At 50.0% G+C, this 22,942-nt stretch carries 20 protein-coding genes; 4 read left to right on the top strand and 16 right to left on the bottom strand.

Annotation, left to right across the window (positions count from 1 at the left end):
* Positions 1-1,100: 1,100 nt before the first annotated feature.
* The 15 genes from D568_RS19030 to D568_RS0102845 form a co-directional block, all read right to left on the bottom strand.
* Entirely contained in the window at positions 1,101-1,727 is a 627-nt protein-coding gene (locus D568_RS19030; protein ID WP_020208072.1) for a CerR family C-terminal domain-containing protein, read from the bottom strand.
* On the bottom strand, positions 1,727-4,843 hold the full coding sequence (locus D568_RS0102915; RefSeq protein ID WP_020208071.1) for an efflux RND transporter permease subunit: 3,117 nt from the start codon (positions 4,841-4,843) through the stop codon (positions 1,727-1,729). Before D568_RS0102915 ends, D568_RS19030 begins: the two co-directional genes overlap by 1 nt.
* Entirely contained in the window at positions 4,843-5,964 is a 1,122-nt protein-coding gene (locus D568_RS0102910; protein ID WP_020208070.1) for an efflux RND transporter periplasmic adaptor subunit, read from the bottom strand. Before D568_RS0102910 ends, D568_RS0102915 begins: the two co-directional genes overlap by 1 nt.
* A gap of 63 nt (positions 5,965-6,027) precedes the next feature.
* Positions 6,028-7,863: a monovalent cation:proton antiporter-2 (CPA2) family protein gene (locus tag D568_RS0102905; RefSeq protein WP_020208069.1), complete on the bottom strand. Its 1,836-nt coding sequence runs from the start codon at positions 7,861-7,863 to the stop codon at positions 6,028-6,030.
* 354 nt (positions 7,864-8,217) lie between these two features.
* Positions 8,218-9,651 (bottom strand): mechanosensitive ion channel family protein, encoded by a 1,434-nt coding sequence (locus tag D568_RS0102900; protein ID WP_083915281.1) that lies wholly within the window; start codon positions 9,649-9,651, stop codon positions 8,218-8,220.
* 106 nt (positions 9,652-9,757) lie between these two features.
* Positions 9,758-9,964 carry a hypothetical protein gene (locus tag D568_RS0102895; protein WP_020208067.1) on the bottom strand — a complete coding sequence of 69 codons (207 nt, stop codon included), beginning with the start codon at positions 9,962-9,964 and terminating at the stop codon, positions 9,758-9,760.
* Positions 9,965-10,202: 238 nt separating this feature from the next.
* Complete coding sequence (locus D568_RS0102890; RefSeq protein WP_020208066.1) at positions 10,203-12,128, bottom strand: response regulator; 1,926 nt, start codon at positions 12,126-12,128, stop codon at positions 10,203-10,205.
* Entirely contained in the window at positions 12,129-12,572 is a 444-nt protein-coding gene (locus D568_RS0102885; RefSeq protein ID WP_020208065.1) for a response regulator, read from the bottom strand.
* Positions 12,573-12,575: 3 nt separating this feature from the next.
* Entirely contained in the window at positions 12,576-14,075 is a 1,500-nt protein-coding gene (locus tag D568_RS0102880; protein ID WP_020208064.1) for a sensor histidine kinase, read from the bottom strand.
* Positions 14,072-14,284 (bottom strand): hypothetical protein, encoded by a 213-nt coding sequence (locus tag D568_RS0102875; RefSeq protein WP_020208063.1) that lies wholly within the window; start codon positions 14,282-14,284, stop codon positions 14,072-14,074. Before D568_RS0102875 ends, D568_RS0102880 begins: the two co-directional genes overlap by 4 nt.
* Before the next feature lie 11 nt (positions 14,285-14,295).
* Positions 14,296-15,618: a sigma-54-dependent transcriptional regulator gene (locus D568_RS0102870; protein WP_020208062.1), complete on the bottom strand. Its 1,323-nt coding sequence runs from the start codon at positions 15,616-15,618 to the stop codon at positions 14,296-14,298.
* Positions 15,619-16,314: 696 nt separating this feature from the next.
* Positions 16,315-16,782, bottom strand: coding sequence for a hypothetical protein (locus D568_RS0102860; protein WP_020208060.1), 468 nt, complete (start codon positions 16,780-16,782; stop codon positions 16,315-16,317).
* Positions 16,783-16,787: 5 nt separating this feature from the next.
* A complete protein-coding gene (locus D568_RS0102855; protein ID WP_020208059.1) occupies positions 16,788-17,081 on the bottom strand; it encodes a hypothetical protein in 294 nt (97 codons plus the stop codon).
* A gap of 65 nt (positions 17,082-17,146) precedes the next feature.
* Complete coding sequence (locus D568_RS21350; RefSeq protein WP_020208058.1) at positions 17,147-17,308, bottom strand: DUF1328 domain-containing protein; 162 nt, start codon at positions 17,306-17,308, stop codon at positions 17,147-17,149.
* 146 nt (positions 17,309-17,454) lie between these two features.
* Positions 17,455-18,561: an AI-2E family transporter gene (locus tag D568_RS0102845; protein WP_020208057.1), complete on the bottom strand. Its 1,107-nt coding sequence runs from the start codon at positions 18,559-18,561 to the stop codon at positions 17,455-17,457.
* Positions 18,562-18,827: 266 nt separating this feature from the next.
* Here D568_RS0102845 and D568_RS0102840 point away from each other — a divergent pair, with 266 nt between their 5' ends.
* Positions 18,828-19,490, top strand: a complete 663-nt coding sequence (locus tag D568_RS0102840; protein ID WP_020208056.1) for a BON domain-containing protein — start codon at positions 18,828-18,830, stop codon at positions 19,488-19,490.
* A gap of 75 nt (positions 19,491-19,565) precedes the next feature.
* Complete coding sequence (locus D568_RS0102835) at positions 19,566-20,105, top strand: ferritin-like domain-containing protein (RefSeq protein WP_020208055.1); 540 nt, start codon at positions 19,566-19,568, stop codon at positions 20,103-20,105.
* A gap of 47 nt (positions 20,106-20,152) precedes the next feature.
* On the opposite strand, the gene djlA is transcribed toward D568_RS0102835, so the two are convergent.
* Complete coding sequence (gene djlA, locus D568_RS0102830; RefSeq protein ID WP_020208054.1) at positions 20,153-20,950, bottom strand: co-chaperone DjlA; 798 nt, start codon at positions 20,948-20,950, stop codon at positions 20,153-20,155.
* A 186-nt stretch (positions 20,951-21,136) separates the two neighbouring features.
* Here djlA and D568_RS20905 point away from each other — a divergent pair, with 186 nt between their 5' ends.
* Positions 21,137-22,030: an EboA domain-containing protein gene (locus D568_RS20905; RefSeq protein ID WP_020208053.1), complete on the top strand. Its 894-nt coding sequence runs from the start codon at positions 21,137-21,139 to the stop codon at positions 22,028-22,030.
* A 14-nt stretch (positions 22,031-22,044) separates the two neighbouring features.
* Positions 22,045-22,941: a TatD family hydrolase gene (locus D568_RS0102820; RefSeq protein WP_026286816.1), complete on the top strand. Its 897-nt coding sequence runs from the start codon at positions 22,045-22,047 to the stop codon at positions 22,939-22,941.
* The last annotated feature ends 1 nt before the right edge of the window (position 22,942 follow it).

The following is a 22,942-nucleotide window of genomic DNA, read 5'->3' as shown; positions in this document are numbered from 1 at the left end:
GGTTAGAGCATCCGACTCAACTCTCTATAAAAACCCGGGGCAGGCCCCCAGTTCAAGTCTGGGCGGGCCCACCATACAGAAGCCACTATCTTCGGTTAGTGGCTTTTTTATTGTTTGAAGCTCACTGGGTTAGAGCATCCAATTCACTCCTCAATAAATAACTGAACTAACTCCCCGCGCAAAATTTGACCGGATAAAATTTGGACCTTAAAGCGACGTGATGGAGACGAAATCGAGGTCCAGGACATACCTAGCCCTCCCCACCATTTAAATAACGGCTCTCCCTCTAGCAGCGCTCTTAGCACAGCTCCGTTAATAAACGACAAAGCCTCTATCCGTCTGAGCATTATCGCGCTATCACAAGAGCAAATGCAGTAAGAGTCGGAACCGTCATTCGCATTGAAGGTCAAAAACGCGCAACAAATTCAACGGATAGCATCATGGACGTAGCGCGCATCAAGGAAATTGACACTAGTTTTTTTGCGCCTGCCTGCAGAGCAAGGCGGGACCACCGAGCCTGGACTGCAGCCTTGGTAGTATCAATATCAGCGCATGCACTGATGGTATGGCTGTGGGACTTTCCTAAGCCCGAACCCGCACCCTATCCCGAGACAATCAGCATTAAACTACAACGGCAGGCGGTTCGAATGCCCCCCCTGCCCAAGTCAGTAAAACAGAAAGTATAGCTGACGCTTCTAAGCAATCCCTCACTAAGGAGCCCCAATTGGAGGAAACACGCTCAAGCAATACAGAACCACTTAATATCGAAGCCGTGCGCCCTGCAGAACCTAAACACCCGCGACCAGAAACTGAGAGTTCGGTAATACTTGCTCCCCCCACAACTCCGTCAGCGACTTCCAGAAACGTATTTGACCCACGCCTACGAGCAAAACTAAACAGCCTCCCGCAGGAGCGAGCCAAGTCAACGCCCAATATCTATACCGATATCAGCGGTAGTACTCAGGTAGATTTTGGACGCGGCAATTGTCTTCGGTCCGCCATAGAAAATACACGGGGACTATCTCAGAACTGGTACCTAACCCAATGCAATAACAGGAAGAGTGAAGGCGATGCGATTCTTCAAGGGTTGAACGATCGGCTCAAACACAGAGCGCGTTAACGTGCAGTGTAATAGCCTGTTTCGCGATTGTTATCGTCGCGGCATCCAGCTGGCCTTCACTTTTCCCCAAGCGCCGTAACAAAGGCGTACGCCCCACCAGTAAAAAGGTCACCTGCCCGGCCAGCATATGGGTTTGTACAATCACCTCAGGCGATTCAGGCTTAACCTCACTGATTTTTGCGACCAACTGACTTAAAAATCTCTGCACTTTAAAAAAGGCGTTGTCATATAGGGTATCAAATGCCTCGGTGGGAGCAACCTGTTCACGCAGTATCAACATCAACCACTTTTCGGCTTCACCGTCGGTGGCGAATACATCCACCATGCGATGAAGTATGGCGATAAGTTGTGCGCTCGCTTCGTGCTTGCTTAATGCCGCCACATCAGGGAATTGCGCAAACGACAGTTTTTCAAGAATGCAGCGACTGATTTGCTCGGCAATAGCCAGATAAAGCCCCTGCTTATTGCCAAAATAGTAGGCAATTGAGCCTATGTTAGCATTGGCTTTTTCAGCCACCATACGTGTTGTGGTTGCTTTAAAGCCAAGCTCACCAAATAACGCAATGCCCGCCTCGATCAATTTACTTTCAGTGCTCTCGCTGTGCATTACTTCGCTTCCTGCAAACCTGCGCGCACATCTGTCACAGACATTTTAAACGCGTAGCTGTACAAAACAGGAACCACCGCCAGCGACATAACCGTACCTACCGCCAAACCAAACGCCATCGCGCAGGCCATACCATAAAAAAGCGGATCGTTCCCGGCGATTAATGGTAAAAAACCCAGCACTGTAGTGACGGTGGACATAATGATAGGTCGCAACCGTCGCACCGACGCTTTGATCACTGCCTCGACAGCGGTGTATGCGGAGTTTTGTCGATCAATATCAATACGGTCAATCAATACAATCGCATTATTAATAATGATACCCGCCAAACTGTACAGCCCCAGCAACACCATAAAGCCAAAGTCGGCCCGCATAATCAGCAACCCCACAGAGACACCAAGAATAACCAGCGGGATAGTAACAACAATCAACAGCGGTCGCTTAAAAGAATTAAACTGCGCGACCAGCAACACGAAAATCAACCCGATGCACATGGGAAGGTTAGCCTGCAAAGCCGCTTGACCTTCAGCGGACATTTTCACGACGCCATCGTACTCAATCCAGTGACCGGGCGGCAGCGTTTTTTCAAGTTCAGCCAACTGGTCAAAAACTTCGGGCTGCATTTGCTCTGCGGTCATAACCGTACTGCGAGCCTGAATGGTGATGGTGCGCACCAGGTCTTCACGGTCAATACGCCCGTAGCTACTGACAAGCTTAATTTCGGCTACTTGGTTTAACGGCACACCACGACCATTGGACTCCAGCGGGTAAACGGTTAACGATTTCAGTCGCTCAAGGCTCGCTCGCTCTTCCGCCTCGTTGCGCAGCACAATCGGAATCAGTTTATCGCCCTGGCGAAAGCGCGACAGCTGGTAGCCGTCAATAGCGCCACGCAAAGACTGCGCAATGTCCTCAGAGGTGACACCCGCAGCGCGGGCTTGAGCTTGGTTGACCTGTACATCCAGCGCTGAAATGCGCGCCTCCCAGCTGTGCTTAATATCACGCGCACCGGGCTGCTGCGCCAAAATAGCTTCTACGTCTTTTGCCCTTGAGAACAACACTTCGCGATCAGGCCCCTTGAGCTGAACCTCTAAGAGGTTGCTGTCGGATGGACCTAAAAACATTTTTACCACTTGTGCACGAAGCTCTGGATGGCGATTTATAAAGTAATCGTGCAGACGCTGCTTTACGGCATCCACCTTGTTGCGCTGCGCGACGTTAACCACCAAGAACCCCTTATTGGCGGCCGGATCTATCGGAGTTAATGACAAAACAAAACGCGGCCCACCAAAGCCGGCGTAACCGGCCACACTGGCCACATCGGAGGCAAGATCAGCATGTTGCTGGACTTCCGCGCTGAGCTTTTGAATAGACTCATCCGCTTGCGTGGGCGAAATATCCACCGGAAAATCCACATACACCAGCACTTGATTGCGATCGGAGTCCGGGAAGAACTTTTGCGGCACAAGCTGCATTAACCCCACCCCCAGCACTAACAACCCCAACATGACAAACAAAAAGATAACCCGGTGGGCGAGCGCGTGACGCAAAAGCGATTCGTAACGCCCGCTCATAGCGCGAAACAAACGGTCGGATAAATTGACGCTTTCGGTTTTCGACTTATGTTGTTCGGTAGTTTCTGGCAGCGTTAAAAAGCGGTGGCACAACACTGGTGTTACCGTAAGCGATAAAAACCAGGATGTGATTAAGGTAATGGCGATCACGATAGAGATTGAACGGGTGTACTCACCCGCCACATGATTTGCCAACATCAACGGCAAGAAAACCAAAATGGTCGTCAGGGTGGAAGATAACAGCGGCAACGCAAGCTCCGAGCCTGTTACCCGCAAAGCTTCATCCCGCGAGTCGCCGCTTTCCAATCGTGTTTTAAAATCTTCGGCCACCACAATGGCGTTATCCACCAGCAACCCTAAGGAGATCACCAGGGTTGCCAAGCTCATGCGCTGCAGCGACATGTCCATAAAGCCCATAATGGCCAATGTCACGAGCATAACGGCGGGGATAATAGAGCCGACAATCAACCCCGTGCGCAGGCCTAAAAACAGAATCACAACCGCCAGCACAATTGCCAGAGTCTGCAACACACTGGAGGTAACCCCATACACGGCGTTGGCGACCTGGTCGGCTTGAAAAGTCATAATCTCCAGTGCATAACCGGGTGGAAGTTCGCGCTGCAGGCGCTCGATTTTCTCTTTCACCTGATGGCCGTAATCTAATACGCTGCGCCCATCGAGCATGGAAATAGCCAATACAATGGAGCGTTTGCCATTAAAGTACGCGGTCTGGCTAACCGGCTCTTGGTAACCGCGCTCAATCTCACCCAAATCGCCCAAGCGGATGGAACCACCATTATTGGGCAACTGAACTTCAGCGTTGGCAAGATCTTCAAGGCTGGCGTAAGAGCCGGACACCTGCACCGCAAAACGTTGTTCACCCGCTTCGATTTCCGCCGCCGGCGGCAAAATATTACGCTGCTGCAGTTGCGAGGCGAGCTGCCCCGGGGAAAGCCCCAACTCAGCAAGCCGGGCCTCGGGCAAGTTGATATAGATGCGCTCATTTTGAACGCCCAGCAATTCAACGCGCTTGGTGCCTTCTAAGGCGTAGAGTTCAGCGCGAATATGCTCAGCCATTTCCAGCTGTTCCGCGTGGCTGTATACGCTGGATGACAACGCGGCGGTGACGACGGCAACATCGCCAAAGTCGTCGTTAAACACCGTTTCTTGAGTGCCGTCTGGCAAAGAGGGATAGGCGGCGTTTATTTTCTGTCTGACCTCGTCCCATATTTGGTCCAGATCAAAAAACTCATCGCGAATTTCTACGTGAATAAGCGAGCGACCGCGCATGGAGGTAGAGCGAATCGACTCTACCTGCCCCACCTCTCGGATACTCGCCTCTAAAGGTTTGGTAATTTTTTCTTCAACTTCTTCCGCAGACAACCCCGGATAAGCCGTACTGGCCAGGGCTTCGCGGATAATAATTTGCGGATCTTCCCGCGCGGGCAGAGTAAAATAATTGGCAATACCGGCCAGCACAGACAGCACCAGGCACAGCAATAAAACAGGACGGAAACGGTACGCGAGCTGAGAAATGTTCATCAGTTAAACCGCTCCGGACCCTGGCCCATAATCTCTACGGTTTCACCGGGGGAGACAAACTCGGCGCCGCGGGCGACGATAAAGTCTCGGGCGGCCAAGTCGCCACTCACTTCTGCAAACTTAACCCGCGGCTCAATGATCGTGACTTCAACCTGCTCCAGAACCTGACTGGCATTGATACGCAGCACGTGAACCGTATTTTGCTCGCCGTGCACCAGGGCCGTTAGAGGTACCAAAACGCTGCCTTGGCTTTGTTTGCCGCTGCGTGGTGACAACAGGGTCTGGGCGGTCATGCCTGCCCGCAGCTCGCCATCTTGCGACTCGAGCGCTAACACCACTGGGTAATTGTTTGAGGATTCGGGGCGAGTGCCTATATGCTCAATAGTCGCGGTGAGCTTGTCCTGGCTGAGCGCGGGAATGAGTACCTGCTGCTTGCTGCCACGCTGTAACTTGCCAACCAAAGCCTCGGGGACATGGGTGTAAACCTCAAACCCGCCGCGCTCAGAGATTGCCTCCAGCACCGGCTCGTTAGGGCCTACCCGTTGCGCCGGTTGCGCCAAGCGCTCACTGATGGAGCCAGAGAACGGGGCTTTTAACTGTGTAAGAGCGACATCACGCTCGGCAATATTCACCGATGCCTGGGCAGAGCGGTAACGCGATTGGGCCGTCTCCAGCGCCGCTTTTGCGGTGTCCAGATTCGCTTTGCTGACAAAGCCCTGCCCCTGCAATTCGTTTAAGCGATTGTAATCCAGCTCTTTTTCCGTAAGGGCCGCCTGGGCCTCTGCCGCCTGGGCCTCTGCCTGACTTAGCACTAACTGATAGCGCTCATCGTTGAGGCTTGCCAGAATTTGTCCTTGCTCTACCGCATCGCCCACATCAACGTGCAGGGTGGATATTTCACCGCTTACCTCAAAGCTTAATACGGTTCGCTCCACGGCCCGCACTCGCCCACTCAGGCTAACCACACTGGCACCATTGGCCGCCTTTACCTCGGCGGCATCCACCAGTCGGGGCGGCGACTGCTGGAGCTGGCTATCGCCATCAGAACACGCCGTCAGTCCCATCCCAAGCAACGCACACAAAGATAAAGCCAGTAGTCGAAGCCGCGGAAAATATGTCACATCCATCTCCTAGGTAGGAAAGAGTTTAATCAAGCGATTAATCTTATAATCACTTGATTAAACCTACAAGGGGTCAGACTTCTTGTCGACCTCATTTGATCCGGAGCGACGAGTTTGATCCTCTTGCAGTACCCGGCGCAGATCATCCAGGTTTTTGCGAATGGCACGGCCGTAACTTTTATCATCGCCCCAAACCTTGGCGAGCTTGCTTAGGGAGTTCTCGTCATGTTGCTCAAACAAATCGCCCGCACGCTCCGCTGACTCCTTGTCTTGCCCCAAAAGCTTCAGCGCATCCACACCTAACTTAAGCGCAGAGTGGAATGTCTCACGGCGTAACCCGTCCACCTCTGCGGCAATTAATTTGTAAGCATGGGGGCGATCAATGGCGCGCACTAAAATTTTCAGATTAGGAAAGTGACGCTTCGCCGTTTGTATAATACGCATGGCACGGTCGGGTTCATCCACAGCAATAATCAACAACTTGGCCTGCTCACCGCCCGCGGCACGCAGCAAGTCTTCACGGGAGGCGTCACCGTAGTACACTTTGCTACCAAAACGGCGCACCAGCTCAACCTGGCCCGGGCTGTGATCCAGAATGGTCAGCTCATACCCCTGTGCCGAAAGAAGCCGCCCGATAATCTGACCGAAGCGACCATAGCCGGCAATAATGACATGCTCCGACGAAGGTATAGCCTCTTCTTCTGGATAAGGTTGAGCACTTTTACGCCCGGTACGAGAAAACAGTGTTTCGTAAGCCGCCAGCAATAGCGGTGTAAGCAACATGGACAGTGCCACCACGAGAATGACCGTATCCGCAGCACCCGCCCCAACCACTTGGTTAGCCTTGGCCGCCGCAATAATCACAAACGCAAATTCCCCTCCCTGAGCCAACGCCAAGCTGAACAGCAAGCCTCGCCACTTGCCCATTTTAAACACCACGGCCAACAGCATTAATACCACAAGCTTAGCGGCAACTAGCCCTATAACGGCGAGCGTCACCACTAATGGTTTATCAAGCAGTAAGTCAAAATCGATGCCGGCACCAACGGTGATAAAAAACAACCCCAGCAGCAATCCCTTAAACGGCTCAATATCCACCTCAATCTCATGGCGATATTCACAGTCTGCCAGCACGACTCCGGCAATAAATGCCCCCAAAGCCGGAGACAACCCTATCGATTGCATCAACACCGTGATAGCGACCACAATAAACAAAGCAAACGCGGTGAATATTTCCCGTAAATCCGTCTCGGCAATTTTTCTAAAGATAGGAGCGGCCAGGAAACGCCCTGCCAAAATGACGGCAACTATGGTGAAAAGACTGATAACCACCTGCACGCTTGCGGGCCAGGATTCAATCAGGCTATGACTTTCCAACGGCGACTCACTGCCCGAGACGCTAGAAAGCAAGGGCAAAAGTGCCAATATGGGGATAATGGCGATGTCTTGGAACAACAGCACCGAGAAAGTATTTCCACCGGCCGGGGTATTAAACAGCCCTCGCTCTTGAAGCGACTGCAGAACGATCGCAGTGGATGACAGAGCTAATGCCAACCCTATGGCCAGGGCGCTTCGCCAGCCAAGATCACTGACCCCAAGAATCAGCGCAGTAATAAGGCCTGCCGTCAACACCACCTGCAAGCCACCTAAACCAAGTATGGGTCGACGCATATCCCACAAACGGCTGGGCTGGAGTTCAAGTCCAATTAAAAAAAGCATCATGACCACGCCAAACTCGGCCACATGCATAACGTCTGTCTGATCCCCCACCAGCGCCAGAACATAGGGCCCAATCAACACCCCTGCCAGCAAATAGCCGAGCACCGCACCTAACCCGGCGCGTTTAGCCAAAGGCACTGCGATAATGGCAGCACATAAATAGATTAGGGCATTGATCATGCTAGAGTACTCCGTTTACTAGTCACTATAGAAATAGTGAACGTCTGGTCCCGTTCAATAAGGCACCCATAAGTAAAACAATCAATTTTTACTGAACTGCATCGAGGGGATACCGGCAACAGCGTCAGCATAACCAGAGCTGGCATTTTGAGCTGTTGCCCTGCCGTGCGCATAGCGTTAATACCCTAATGGATCACAATAACCACTAGGTTATGATTCGACTGCTCTACTGGGGCAGCGACCTACCCCGGCTGCCTGTTTGAAACAACGTCTTTATGCTAAGCCGCACAGAACAAAAACAAAACCAATATAAAACGTCCCTGTAACAAGTAAGGTGTTTTGAATTAGCTCATTTTAAGCATTTTTAGGTTCTGCCTCGTTAGCGGCCTGATCAACCCGCGGCATATTCTGAACATCCAGACGAGCAGGCGGAGCCGCCCCCTCTTTATCCTCGCCAAAGTAAATGGTTTGATGAGGAAAGGGAATTTCAATATTACGTTCGTCAAAGGCATATTTCATCCGGCGATTAAATTCACGGCCCACGCCCCATTGCTCTTTAGGTTTTGTTTTTATTCGCGCTTTAATAACCACAGCGCTATCGGCAAACTTATCCACTCCAAGTATTTCTATGGGCTCTAGAATAACGTCTTTGTATTTTTCGTCGTCCATCATGCCGCGACTGATCTCTTCCAGCACCTCAATCACTTCATCTGGGCTTTCACGATAGGCGATGCCCACATCGAACATATAGTAACTAAATATCTTGGTATAGTTTTCAACCACCGCTATTTCGCTAAAAGGCACGGTATACACACGACCATCCAGGTCTCTTAGCTGAACTTTTCTCAAGGTGATTTTTTCAATAATGCCCGTTTTGCCGCCCACTGCAGCAATATCACCAACTTGGATCAAGTCCTCCACAATTACAATAAAACCATTGAGGACGTCTTTGATCAGCGCCTGCGCGCCAAAGCCAACGGCCACACCAATGACACCTGCACCCGCCAACAACGGAGTTACATCAATTCCTAGCTCAGAAATGACGGTGATTCCGAACAGCACGAGTAAAGTGCCGTAGAGCACAGTGCGAGCAATCGGTAAAAGGGTATCTATTCGAGCGCTACCACGCAGAGATAAACGATAGAAATAGCGCTCTAGCGCAACAGAGATCACCTCAAACACCACCACCGCAAAGACCGCAGCGACCGAGAAGCTCAAAATATTAATAAACCAAGTAGTTGCCAGGTTAGAGAAAGCAACTTTGCCTTCACCATCCAGCCAGACCAAAAACAAAGTGTAGGCAACGAAACACATGACCAGCAAAAATACTATGAAATTAAAAATACGGCGGTAAATCGATAAGCGTCGAGCACTGCCATGAAAGTCACGGTATTTCTTCTTTAGATGTTTATACACCCGACGAGCGCTATAACCTGAAACCAATAAGATAAGGGCCGCTGCCACTAAAATGATGGTGGTTACTACAGCCTTGGCAGACCAGCCACCCACGCCTATCGCCTGCAGCCAGCTGTGAACTTGCGCCTCCCAATTCTCGGCTACTTCAGCCACATCAATAACTTGACCCACGTCCAGGTTTACGGGCAAAGATGATTGCCCACTGTCACACTCTCCAGATGGGCAATCGCTATTGCTGGACGTGGATGAACTGCTTGAAGATGAGTCAGACTCGTCCACGCTCACATCCACCTCAGGAACAACCTGAGCCTGACCTAGCCCGCAAGCGAGTGAAAGAACGAAAAGAACAACAAAAAAGCCAAATCGCCTCATCTGTTTACCTCTGAACAATGATTCCAAAACACAAAAAAATTGCGGCCACAAAGGTGGCCGCAACTTGATGAATATCTGAAAATTGAACGGTATCTTTAGTTAAGATCTAGCAATTCTCATCGGTCATGTCTTCACACGCATCTTCTGCGCTGTCCGATACCTCATCGGCAGCATCATCAAGAGCGTCACGGGTATTATCTGCCGCATTATCAATCTTTTCGCCCAACTGCTCGGCACCACCGTCATTGGTGTCGCAAGCGGCAAGAGGCAAAGCAAACACTACCATCAGTAAAATACGTTTCATCATGTTCATAATCGAGCTCCTTGATAAAAGGGTGTTTCTTAGTTTTGTGAGGGCGGAAGAAACCGCCTAACGCTTTCACAGTATGACTATAGCTCAAAGCATGCCAGTTTATTGAAAATATTAAAAATATTTATAACCTTTTGAATTAACTAGGTTTTTATGAATTTTAAATTTAGCATTAAGTATCATTCAACAAAATGAAGCCAGGCCTGTTGCAAGAGTTACAACATTTATGGAAAAACGAATACTAAAGAGTTTGTAGGTCGCTTAACGAGACCGGCTTCATAAAACTGGCGCTGATGCCCGCCGCGGCCACTCTAGCTTGATCAACAGGCTCACCACTTAATACGATGATTTTCGCCTCGGGCGCTAAAGATTTGCACTGCCCTGCCAAGTCATAACCACTGGCATCAGGAAGATTTAAATCCATAAGAATGGTCTGCGGGCTACCAGAGTCAAGATGAACCAGAGCCTGCTGTGCGTCAGAGGCCTGGAGAACCTCCCAGCCCAACAGCTCTAATAAACTGGACGTAGCCTGCAGGGCATCAGCATCATCTTCAACAACCATAATAGTGCGATGGCCAGATTCCACTTCAGCCTTTTGCTGCACGTTCAAATAAGTTGCCAAGGCGCTGTAGAGTTGTTGCTGATCAACAGGCTTACTTAAATACGCACTAAAGCCAGACTCCAGACACTTATCCATATCGCCTTTCATGTGCGCAGCGGTTAAGGCGATTAACGGCTGCTTTGCTCCGGCTTCGCGAAACTTCTGTGCGGCCTCATGCCCTCCCATAACCGGCATGTGAATATCCATCAATATAATATCAAACGGCTCGCCTTTCTCTTCTTCCAGCGCCGCCACTTTAAGCGCCTCTTCGCCGTTACGAGCATAGACAACCTGTAAGCCTGCCTGCTTAACAAAGTGACCTATCAGCATGCGAATATCGCGCAGGTCATCAACCACCAACACTTTACCCGTCAACTGAGGAATATCACTTTCAGAGGTGCGCTGGCTATCAAACTCTATAGAAAAAACCCGCCGCTCAATATCGGTCACGTCCCCCATATCAATCGTAAATTCGAAGCAGCTTCCCTCTCCAGGGGTGCTATCAACGCTAATTTCGCCGCCCAGCCGCTCTACCAGTTGCTGGCTGATCGCAAGCCCCAGCCCCGTTCCAGCCCTGGGCTCAGAGTAAGACGCTTCCCGCGTTTGGACGAATGGCTGGAAAATATCGAGCAAGGCCTCTTTTCTGATACCAATACCAGAATCTTGAACCAAGAATTTAAGCTGCTCTCTACCATCGTGCAGGTGAGGTATAACTTTTAAAGATACGCTTCCAAAGTCGGTAAACTTGATGGCATTGCCCAATAGATTCAGCAGCACCTGGCGCAGTCGTGTAGGGTCCGTGTGTATCTGATAAGGGAGCGGGCTGGGGGCCTCTAACTGTAGCTGTAAGCTCTTATCGACAGCCGCGCCATGCATCAAAAAATAAATATCGGTCAGAAACGAAGAGAGATAAACCGGTTGAATTTCAAGCTCAAGCTTACCGGCTTCAATTTTCGATAAATCGAGAATATCGTTAAGCAAGCCCAATAAATGTTTGCCATTGCGCTGAACCACTCGCAGATGACTTAAAGAATCCTCATCTTTATTCGTGTTAATCAGGAGTTCCGTAAACCCCAAAATAGCGGATAACGGTGTGCGCAATTCATGACTTAAATGTGCTAAAAATTCGCTTTTCGAGCGGTTTTCAGCCTCAGCTTTAAGGCGCTCAACACGCTCATGCTCCATTTCACGGCGCGCCAAAGCGTAACGAATACTCCTTGCAAGCTGCTCAGCGGATAAGCTGTCTTTCACTAAGTAATCAACAGCACCGGCCTGTAAGGCCTGCATATCCACTTCGCCCTGGTGCATGCCAGTGAGGAGAATAATCGGACCGGTATAGCCCAGCGTTTGGGCCTCGCGCAGCAACTCAATGCCATCGTGTGCGCCAAGTTTGTAGTCCATCAAACACAAATCATGGCGGTTCTCTGCCAGTACCTCTTTACCCGCATCGTAGCTGCCGGCCCAATCAAGCTCGTAAGGACCTACCGTAATTTCATCCAGCAGATCTTTAGCGAGCATAAAATCGTCTTCGTCATCGTCGACGATAAGTAGTTTTACGCCTTGCATTTATGGTAGCTCTACAAACTCAACCCAATATTTACCTAACGTTCGCATTAACTCAACCAGCACATCAAAGGTTACCGGCTTAGTAATATAGGAAGCCGCACCCAAGTCGTAGCCCTTGAGCATATCCTCTTCAGCCTTTGAGGTTGTCAAGATAACAACCGGTATACGTCTTAATACCGAATCTTGTTTTAATAATGCCAAGGCCTCTCGGCCATCCATTTTGGGCATATTTAAATCAAGCAGAATCAACCCAGGCAAAGGGTATTTATCACGATCGGCGTATTCACCCTCACCGCGTAAATACTCCATCAGCTGCACGCCATCCTCAGCAAAATGCAGCTCATTAAGCACCCGACTTTCAACGAGTGCTTCTTGTGTTAACAGGCGATCATCTGCATCATCGTCCGCCATTAAAATCACTAATGTTTTTTTATCAGCGCTCATTCATTATTCCTCAGAAGACTCAAATTGTGGTTGTTGCAGCGGAATATGGATAATAAACTCCGAGCCCACACCAAGCTGGCTCTTTGCTTCTATCTTCCCCCCGTGGCGCTCAATAATTTTTCGGCATAGGGCGAGGCCTATCCCCGTGCCAGTGTATTCGTCTCGTCCATGCAGACGCTGGAACAAATTAAATACCTTATCGGCATATTGCTCATCGAACCCAATACCATTGTCGATCAAGCGCAGTCGGCACCAGCTCACATCGTCATAAAGGTGATCATTTTCCAACGCGAACTCTGGGCCTATTTCAGAAATAATTTCTATAACGGGCGGCACATCCGCACGTCGAAATTTGATACTGTTACCAATCAAATTCATAAATAATTGGCCGAGCTGCGAAGCGTCTGCATCCAAGCAAGGCAAGCTTCCTACCTTAATAGTGGCTCCAGAATCTTCGATGGCATACTCTAAGTCATCTTGTACTTGCACCAGGACCTTATTAAGGTCAACCTCTTCAAAAGGCTGCTGGCGTGTTGAAACCCGAGAGAAGCTCAACAAATCGTCAATCAGTTGTGACATTCTCTCCGAAGCGGCGTGCATACGTTCAACGTAATCGGCACCTCTCTCCCCCAACTCATGGCGGTACTTTTGCCGAAGCCGGTCGCCGAACGCTCGAATTTTCCGCAAAGGCTCCTGTAAATCATGAGAGGCAACAAAAGCAAATTCTTCCAATTCACGATTACTGCGCTGCAGCTCTTCTGAATATTGTTGAAGCGCCAGAGTTCGCTCTTCAACTTTATCTTCCAGCTCATCGTTTGCCTGCTCAATACGGTTATAAAGAACGGTAATTTTCCGATTGTGACGATAGATGGCAATAAACACCACCAGCGTTAATATCAAACCTAGTATATTGGTTACAATCAGTGTATTTAGGATGAACTCACGATCTTTCTGCGATTCCATTCGGTTTCGGTACAACAGCGCTCGCTCGTCAGACTCCATTTGACCAATTAACTCTCTGATCTCGCGCATCATGATCACACCGCGGTCAGTGCGCACCTGCTTCAGTGCTTCAGAACGTCGGTTTTCATCCACTAACGTTATGGTCTCTTGCATCTCATCAATTTTGGCGCGTACTTTTTGATTAAGAGCCTGGAACCGCTGTTTTTGCTCGGGAATTTCCGTAGAAGATTCGGACAGCGATATCAAAAGGTGATCCATGCGCGCCAACGCAGTATGATAAGGCTCTAAGTACTGTTGATCGGAAGTCAACAGATAGCCACGCTGCCCACTTTCGGCACTTGCCATCTCCGTACGAAGGTCTTTAATCAAAGCAATAACCTGTAGGGTATTGTTTACGCTCTGACTATTCTCATGCATTAGACCGATAGAGCGATACGCCGAGGCCATACTGATACAGAAAAATGCAACCACGACAAACAACGCCAAGATGCCGGGCTTACTGGGCATACCCGCCTCTTTCAAACTTCGAATAATATTCACTCTCGCTCTTTCGCCTCTAATGTATCGGCCAGCGACTGCAACTTTTGGCTGCAGCGCTGACACTCAGACAAAATTACGTCCAATGAAGTTATGGCCTTATCGATATCCGAGCTGGTCTGCAATGCCAGCTTACTTAACTCAGCATGTACTGAAATGTTATTAAGCGGGTTTCGCGCGTCGTGTATTAGCTTGCGATAGTCTTCATCCATATTAACTCTTACTAATGTTCTTCTGCGTAACTGTTTAAACGGTTATATAGGGTTTTTAAACTGATACCCAACATTTCCGCAGCCTTTTTCTTATCACCATCTAGATGTTCTAACGTTGTTTCAATTAACTCGCGCTCAACATCTTCCACGGTTTTACCAACGCTAATGCCAGAAATTTTACTTTCACCGGTTTTCGAGAAAGGTGAAGACAGATCGTCGGGCAACACCAGATTATTCGTATCTCGGTCGGCCATAATATAGGCACGGTGTATCGCGTGGCGTAACTCCCGAACGTTGCCAGGCCAGTCATAAGTCTGGAGTCGGCGGAGACTTGCTTCATCGATGCCGACTTCGGCCTGGTATTGTTTATTAAAATCTGCCAGAAAATGCTCCACCAGAAGCGGTATATCTTCGAGCCGCTGACGTAATGGGGGAATGTAGATAGGAAACACCGCTAAACGAAAGTACAAATCTTCGCGCAGACAATTTTCTTCAGCCAATTGAGATTCGGTGCGATTGGTAGCGGAAACCACCCTACAGTTGATATCAATGGCGCTGGTAGCACCCAATCGAGTTACCTTTTGCGTTTCCAGAACCCGCAAAAGGTTGGGCTGCTGCTCTATTGGCATCTCTGTAATTTCATCCAAAAACAAAGTGCCCTTGTTAGCCAGCTCAAACACCCCCGCTTTACGGTGTGAAGCCCCCGTAAACGCGCCTTTCTCGTGGCCGAAAAGCTCACTGGAGATCAAATCTCGTGCAAACGCGCCACAGTTCGCAGGTACAAACTCTCCCTCGGGCTGACTGGCATAATGAATAGCACCAGCCACCACTTCTTTACCTACGCCACTCTCCCCCATCAATAATACATTTGCTTTGGTGCCAGAGACACGATCGATCATCTCATAAAGCTTTTTCATGGGCGCCGACTCGCCCACCAAATGGCCAAAGTGCATACCCGGAAGTTCTTCAGAGCGCACTTTCTTAGCTACAGGTTTATCCAATAAAGACTGCAACTGTTTAAGGTCAATAGGTTTGATCAAATAGGAAATGTTAGGACCGTATAAATCCTTAACGACTGACTTTACCGAGGGATGCCCAGTGACCAGGGTAACATTGGTGGTGTTGCCACTCTCTAACTGGTCCAGCACATGCAGGCCACTTCCATCAGGTAGGATCAAATCGAGAATCACATGATCAAACACTTTACCCGAGGCAACGCGCTGCGCCCCAGCCACAGAGTCAGCAGTCACCACTGAATGGCCTAACATTGTTAATAACTCACCAGTTGCATCCAAAAAAGCCTGGTCGTCATCCACCAGTAATATCTTCGCCACTGTATCCTCTCTTATTGACAGACAGACCTAAACAGGTCACTTATTTTGCAGGGTTAAAATTATCCATAGAACGCTAAGCGGCTGCCCCAGATTTACAGCACAGTTGTAATCTATACCAGCGCCCTTGGCTAATGAGCACAGCAATGCGACTAAGCGGGCAGGAATCACCGAAACAGAGCCGCTCGTTGGGCTTAAGGCGCTGGCATACAGCTTGCTAAGGTCGAGTTAGGCGAGTCTAAACCAACCTTAGGAGCAGTACAATGGACCATTCAACCCCCAGCAGTAAGACCTTAACCTACTTAGCCGGCCTTGGTGGAACCGACGCTTGCGGAGGGAGTTTATCACCCTCAGACAAACAGAGATGGAGCACTATGGTCGCAACCACAAAAACACAGAAAACACCCTTTTTTCAACGCCTGGCTTCGTACTTTAGCAGGCGCTAATAGAACGGCCTTGGCAGCCGAGGCCAATCGGGAAACAAGTGAACGGAGTCAAAAGGGTCGTTAAAAAGACTGGATAAATCCACTTAAGGCGGCCCGACGAGCCACTTTCGATAACTTTGAATTTGGTGCCAGTTTTTGCCATACCACGCCGGCAAAGAATGCACCGAAAACCAGACCCCGCCAAAGCCCCTGCGGATCCGTATGAGGGTCGTCTGCCAGTAACTGCTTTAACCGCCGACCCTGCGTAAGCAGCTCAAGATGACGCTGTTGAATCTTCTTTTGCAGTCGCATTGGAAAGCTCCTGACGGAAATTGTGTAACGTCTCGGTTGTGTAAGGAAAGGTCATATTTCGCTGGTATTTTTTCAATGCCCACCGCAGCACACCTAAAGATATAAGCTGCAATAGAAATAAGGTAAAAAACCCGGCTAAAGCATGCCCTGACCACTCAAAGGCAGCCCACGCGCACAGCGCAGAGAAGCTCAACCAGACGAGCAAGGCAGCAGGCAAAATTAGCAACCAAGTAGCTATAGCCTTAGGGATACTACGAACTGCAAGCGTAAACTCCAACTTAAACAGTTCAGCACTACCCTTGACCACATCCATGGTCTGCTCACCTAGAGCCAGTATGCGCTCAAGCTCTTCAGTCAACGCAGAATGAGCAGAGCCCCCGCTGGACTCTTGCTTGTCGCGGGGGGTGCTGGTTGGGTCGTTGGAGTCCACAACGTTTAACTCTTATTAGAGCCAGACAAAAGACGTGAGACAACCCAACCGGCTGCAAAGGCGACACCAACCGTCAACAAAGGGCGTTCGCGCAAATAACTCTCCGCCTGAGATCCGTACTCCACAGCACGCTCGCGTCCTTCCTCAACTTTTACCCGAGCCGAGGCTGCCCCTGCCGCGCCCACTGCGCCTACTGCGTCACGAACACTTGCGGAAGCATCCTTTACTTTATCGAAGGCTTCACTCATAGAAGCTTGTTCACCAGAATTTCCAGTAGATTTCTTTGCTTGCGTAGCCATATTTAACTCCTGTTAAAATTAAGCCTTTAAATTAAAGAAAATATCATCAACCAAAAAACAGACACTTATCGACGTCGACGACCGAAAATAAGTGATAGAACAAACAGCACGATAAACACCACAAACAAGATTTGAGCAATACCGGAAGCCGCCCCTGCAATACCGCCAAAACCAAGTACGGCAGCAATCAAAGCGATAATAAAAAACAAAATAGCATAACCTAACATCATCATTCTCCTTTTAAATGACTTCACTGTTAAACAGTCAAATCCCGTGCCAAATATTTAACCCGAAAACCGGGGCTTTAACGTGAATACCGAGCAAATTATTTGCAAAGCGTGCAAAGCGAAATCCTTTTTTACACAAACTACCATTAGCTTTCCGAGCTCGAATTAAAAATGGACGAAGAGAATCCGCCATTAAGAACCTTCACCCAACCGCCCACCAAATCCAGGTGAGTGGCTAAAATACGAAAACACACCAGCAAGGGGATGGCGATAAGCATACCCACAGCCCCCCACAACCAGCCCCAGGCGAACATCCACAGCACGACCAGCAAAGGGTTAATGTTAAACCTCTGCCCCAGTAAAGTAGGCGTTACAAATTGACATTCGATAAAGTTCAGCACCAAGAAAACCCCCGGCACAGACAAAACATGAAAGATTTGATAAAACTCAATAAAGCCTACCCCGGTAAGAATAATCACGAGCAACATAGGGCCGACATAAGGAGCAAAATTCAAGATAGTCGCCAGAGCGCCCCACAGCAGAGGGTCATCAACGCCTAAACACGCCATCGCCCCTGCGGTAGCCGCCCCCAGGCCAACATTAATTAATGAGATAACCAACACATAACGGGAGACATCGTTTTGAATGGTCTGAAACATTACCACCGTAGTTTTCTTGTGGGAAAATGATTCTTGCGCCCGCACTATATTGCGCATTAGCTCATCACCAAAAACAAGAAAGAAATAGGTGATAACAATAATCGCACCTACCTGTATCGCAAACAGAACCGTCGTCTCTGCAAGAACAGAAATAACATTTTGCAACGTAGAATCTACTGCCTGTTCGATAGACTCTCCACCGCCTCCACTGCTGCCCACACCGTTTCGCAAAGATTCCAATGGCTGTGCCACATCCCCTACTTCCGTGGATAAGCGCTCCATCACGGCGGGAATGACTTCAAGCCATCGCGTAGCCGGATCCACCAACAGTCCCAGCACGTAAACCACTGCACACAGCAATCCACCAATAACTAATATAGCCCCCAATGGTCTGGGAATTTTTAAAACCAACAGCAGCCGGACAATAGGGCTAGAGAACAGCGCAATAAAACCCGCCACACAAATCGGCACCATTAATGTTTCCGCAAAGTACAAGGTATAAGCTACTGCAATCAATGCCAGAATATTCAAACCAGCCATCCGCCTATCCGTTTTAATCTCGCTTCGATTGTCTACATCCGTTTTTGTGTTCATTCAAAGTTCCGCCTTCCGGTGATGAAATGAATAACCAACGGCAAATGCCAGATTCATACCAGAAGTACCGCCAGCACGATCAAGCCTTCCCCCCCCTAATTACAAAATTCTGTATTTTTTTCACACCAACTGACATTAGCGTCTGCCTAAACGGCCCTGCCTACACCGGGATTTCTGCTCTGGAAAAACCTGGCACAGTTTACGCATTAACGCCATCACCACTTATCGCAACGTTATATTCATCTTAACGAGCTTGGAGAAACACAATGCAACGCAACGCCTTACAAACTGTTATTGCACCAGTAACCTCTGTCGCCTTAGTCACGGCTTTTTCAATTTCTACAGCCGTTGGGGCGAACTCGGAAGGCGCCTACGATGATAAACGCAGCGCCGAAGAATACTGGGCCGACTTTAAACAGGACAGCGAACAAAACTGGGAGAACACCCAGGACGCGTTTCGTGACGGCTGGATTGAAAGTAAGTTGGAAACAGCTTTAGTGTTGAACGAACATTTAAACCCGTTTGAAATCGACATTAGTGTGGATGATGCCAAGGCGACTTTAGCGGGCGAAGTGTCCAGCGATATTGATAAAGAGCTGGCCGAAAATGTTGCCATGGGCATTGAGGGCATTGATGCCGTAGAAAATAAACTTTCGGTAAAGGCAGATCTCGACAAAAGTAAGGGCGAAGAATCTGGCCGCAACTTTTCACAATACATGGAAGACATTTCCACTACCGCAGCCATCAAAACCGAACTGTTAGCGTCTTCAAACATTAATGGTATGTCTATCGACGTGGATACCTATAAAGATGAGGTAACCCTGTCAGGTGAGGTCGAAACCGAAGCACAACGAAAGCTGGCCGAAGCCATTGTCAGCAAACGCGATGGTGTTGCCAAGGTGGTTAACAACCTAAAAGTTGCCTCGTAAATACAGACATCCGCACTCAAGATAAATATACCCAACCTTGCCGGGGGCACCCCGGCAAGCAAGCTGGAGAAGTTCATGACAGAATCTGCATTTATTCAAGATCTGGATTCCCGACGAGAGCAGGCGCGCAAGCACATGATGGATGGCGCCGTAACGGAAGACTATACGGAAAACCGGGACACCATTTTAAAATTACTGAACGAAGCGTTAGCAACCGAACTTATATGCGTATTGCGATACAAAACACATTACTACACGGCTAATGGTCGGGGCACAAAAGCAGCAGCTGAGGAATTTTGGGAGCACGCCCAAGAGGAGCAAGAGCATGCCGACCGCCTCGCAGAACGTATTGCCCAACTCGGGGGCAAGCCGGAAATGAACCCTGACCTTTTAAGCACGCATGCCCACAGCGATTACCACAGTGGCGGCGATACGTTAGATATGCTGAAAGAAGATTTAATTGCCGAGCGTATTGCGATCAGCAGCTATCGTGAAATGATCGCGTATGTGGGTGACCAGGACCCGACAACGCGTCGGATTCTGGAGGATCTACTGGCGCAGGAAGAAGAACACGCCGATGATTTGGTCGACTTGATCGAACATATTGGCAACTAAGCGGAAAAAGATGACGAGGGCTATTACGGCCCTCTTTTGATCTTAAGTTAAGCGCGTGATTTTTTAATCAGATCGTAGGCTACCTGAATTTCCTTAGAGCGCTCCGTCGCCGCCTTAACGGCATCCTCAGGCAACCCCTGGCCCGCCAGTTTATCCGGGTGGTACTGACTCATTAACTTGCGATAAGCCCGCTTTACTTCTGCATCGGTCGCCGAAGATTCCACCCCCAAAGCGTCGTAAGCCTCGGCCAGCGCATTAGGGCTGGACTGCGAACCGCCTCCGGCCCCCTGACGATAACCACCACCAGCGAAAGAGTTCTGCGCCTTGATCATTTTCAGGATTTGCTCAAAAGCAAACCCATTAATCCCCAGGCCCGCTGCAATTTCGCGTAATACACGCTCTTCGGATGCATCAAAGCTGCCATCGGCCAGGGCCAGGTTAACCAGATACGACAACAGCATCTGTACCAGGTTATGACGCCGCCCACACTGAGCACGAAACGCCGCCATAGTGGGCTTGGGGTCAAACTCTTTCGCTGAGCCCGCCTTAAACAAAGCGATGGCCTCGCGGCGCTGCTCGGCCGTAAGCCCCATTTGCGTCATCAACTGTTCAGTTTGCGCCACTTCCGCTTCGCTGACGCGGCCGTCTGCCTTGGCCAGATACCCCAGTAGCGTAAACGTGGTTTCAAAAAAGCTTTTGCCAATGGCGTCGCGGTCAGCCTGAGAGGGCTGGCGCATATTGGCCGCATACCCCTTATCGAACAAATGCCCCAGTATCACCCCAAGGATCGCGCCGGGAATAAACCCGATTACAAAACCGATAATACCGCCAACGAGTTTACCCATCGTTTACCTATTCTCCTGCCGTCTAAAGTCGCTTAGCTTATCACAGGCGCCCCTAACGCTGATTGCCCCATAACACCCGACGGCAACAATTCTTAACCCATTCAAACCCTGCAGCGGGGTTGAGTGCCTCGCGTGCTGAAGAGCCATTACGTATAATCGACGTACAACCTATAAGAATTTCACGCTATGACAGAACCACCAAACACACTGCTTGAAGAGCTGCTATTGCCCCGCCTGGACGACAAAGCGCAAAAATTTTGGCACAACGCCCGTACCGAGTTGGCGGCTGGTTGCAATAAAAGCCGCTTTGCCGCGCTGATTGCGCTGGCCAGTCGTTACTGCAAACGACGTCCGTTAGACGTGAGCCATATTGAGCGCGAAAGAATAAGCACGGCCATACCCGGTCTCACTCTGGATGAATGGAACCTGCTTGAGCTTCTCAGGGTTGCTCTGATCTGCGGGCGCAATGATTTAACCTCGGCTCAGTTTGCGGAGGACTATGAAGCCCAATTCGTCTATGCCGATGAAGGCGAAACCTGCGCCCTGTATCGCGCCCTGCCTTTTTTACCCGCGGGCGAGCGTTTTGCGTGGCGTGCCGGTGACGGCTGCCGCACCAATATGCTGAGTGTCTTTCACGCCATAGCGCTGGATTCACCCTACCCGGCAAAACACTTTGACGATACGGCCTGGCATCAGCTGGTTATGAAAACCCTCTTTCTAGAGTTACCAGTTTGGCGTATCGTCGGGCTTGACGAGCGGCGCTCGGCCGAACTAAACCGCATGGCACTGGACTATGCCGAAGAGCGTGAAAGCGCCGGACGCAGTTTACCCATAGGCCTGTGGCTGTGCTTTACCGAGCACGACAAAAACCGCCTGACAGCACTGGTCGAACGCCACTGGCACAGCGCAACGGCGCAGGACCGCAAAGCCATTGTCTTTGGGCTGGTAAGGTCCGGACTGCACAGCCAGGTACACACATTAGCCACCAGTGAATCAGACGCCGGGGTTGCCCACGTCATTGATCACACGCTAGGTGGCCAAACCCAACAAATCCATTTTGCCCGTTTGGTGACAGACTAGAGCGAGAATTAGCCATGAGATTTTTTGACCCCCATATTCATATGTCCAGTCGCACCACCGACGACTACCAAAACATGGCCGCGGCGGGTATCCGCGCCGTCATTGAACCGGCCTTCTGGATGGGCCAGCCGCGTACCAACGTAGGCAGCTTTATCGATTATTTCGCCAGCTTGGTGGGCTGGGAGCGTTTTCGCGCTTCGCAGTTTGGTATTGCCCACTACTGCACCATTGGCGTTAATTCCAAAGAAGCCAACAACGAGGGCCTGGCCCGCGAAGCGCTGGAGCTGCTGCCCCAGTTCGCTCTTAAAGAAGGTGTAGTAGCCATTGGTGAAATCGGCTATGACGAAATGACTCCCGCCGAGGAATGGGTATACCAGCATCAATTGCAATTTGCCGTGGACCACGACATGGTCGTGATGGTGCATACCCCACACCGCGACAAAAAAAATGGGGTATTGCGTTCGATTGACGTGGCCCGAGAAGTGGGCGTGCCCATGGAAAAGCTGGTGATAGATCACAACAATGAAGAAACCGTTCAAAGCGTGTTGGATGCCGGCGCCTGGGCGGCCTTTACCATTTACCCCAACACCAAAATGGGTTCTGAACGAATGACGGAAATCGTCCGTCAGTACGGCCCTGAGCGCATTATTGTAGACAGCTCGGCCGACTGGGGCGTAAGCGATCCGCTGTCAGTCCCCAAAACGGCTCACCTGATGCAAGAGCGCGGTATCGATCAAGCCGCCATTGAGTTGACCTGCTGGCAAAACGCCCTGGACGCTTACGCTCAGTCTGGCCAGATCGACGTGGAAGAGCTGTTAAAGGCTCCCGTGATTGACCAGTCACAACGATTCAGTGAGAACTCAGTTCTGCGCGGCCAACAACCACGCATCGACGAACCGGTTAAAAACTAAA

Origin of the sequence: Gilvimarinus chinensis DSM 19667 (genome assembly GCF_000377745.1) — a bacterium.
Classification (GTDB): Bacteria; Pseudomonadota; Gammaproteobacteria; order Pseudomonadales; family Cellvibrionaceae; genus Gilvimarinus; species Gilvimarinus chinensis.
This window is presented reverse-complemented; position numbering and strand designations above follow the sequence as displayed.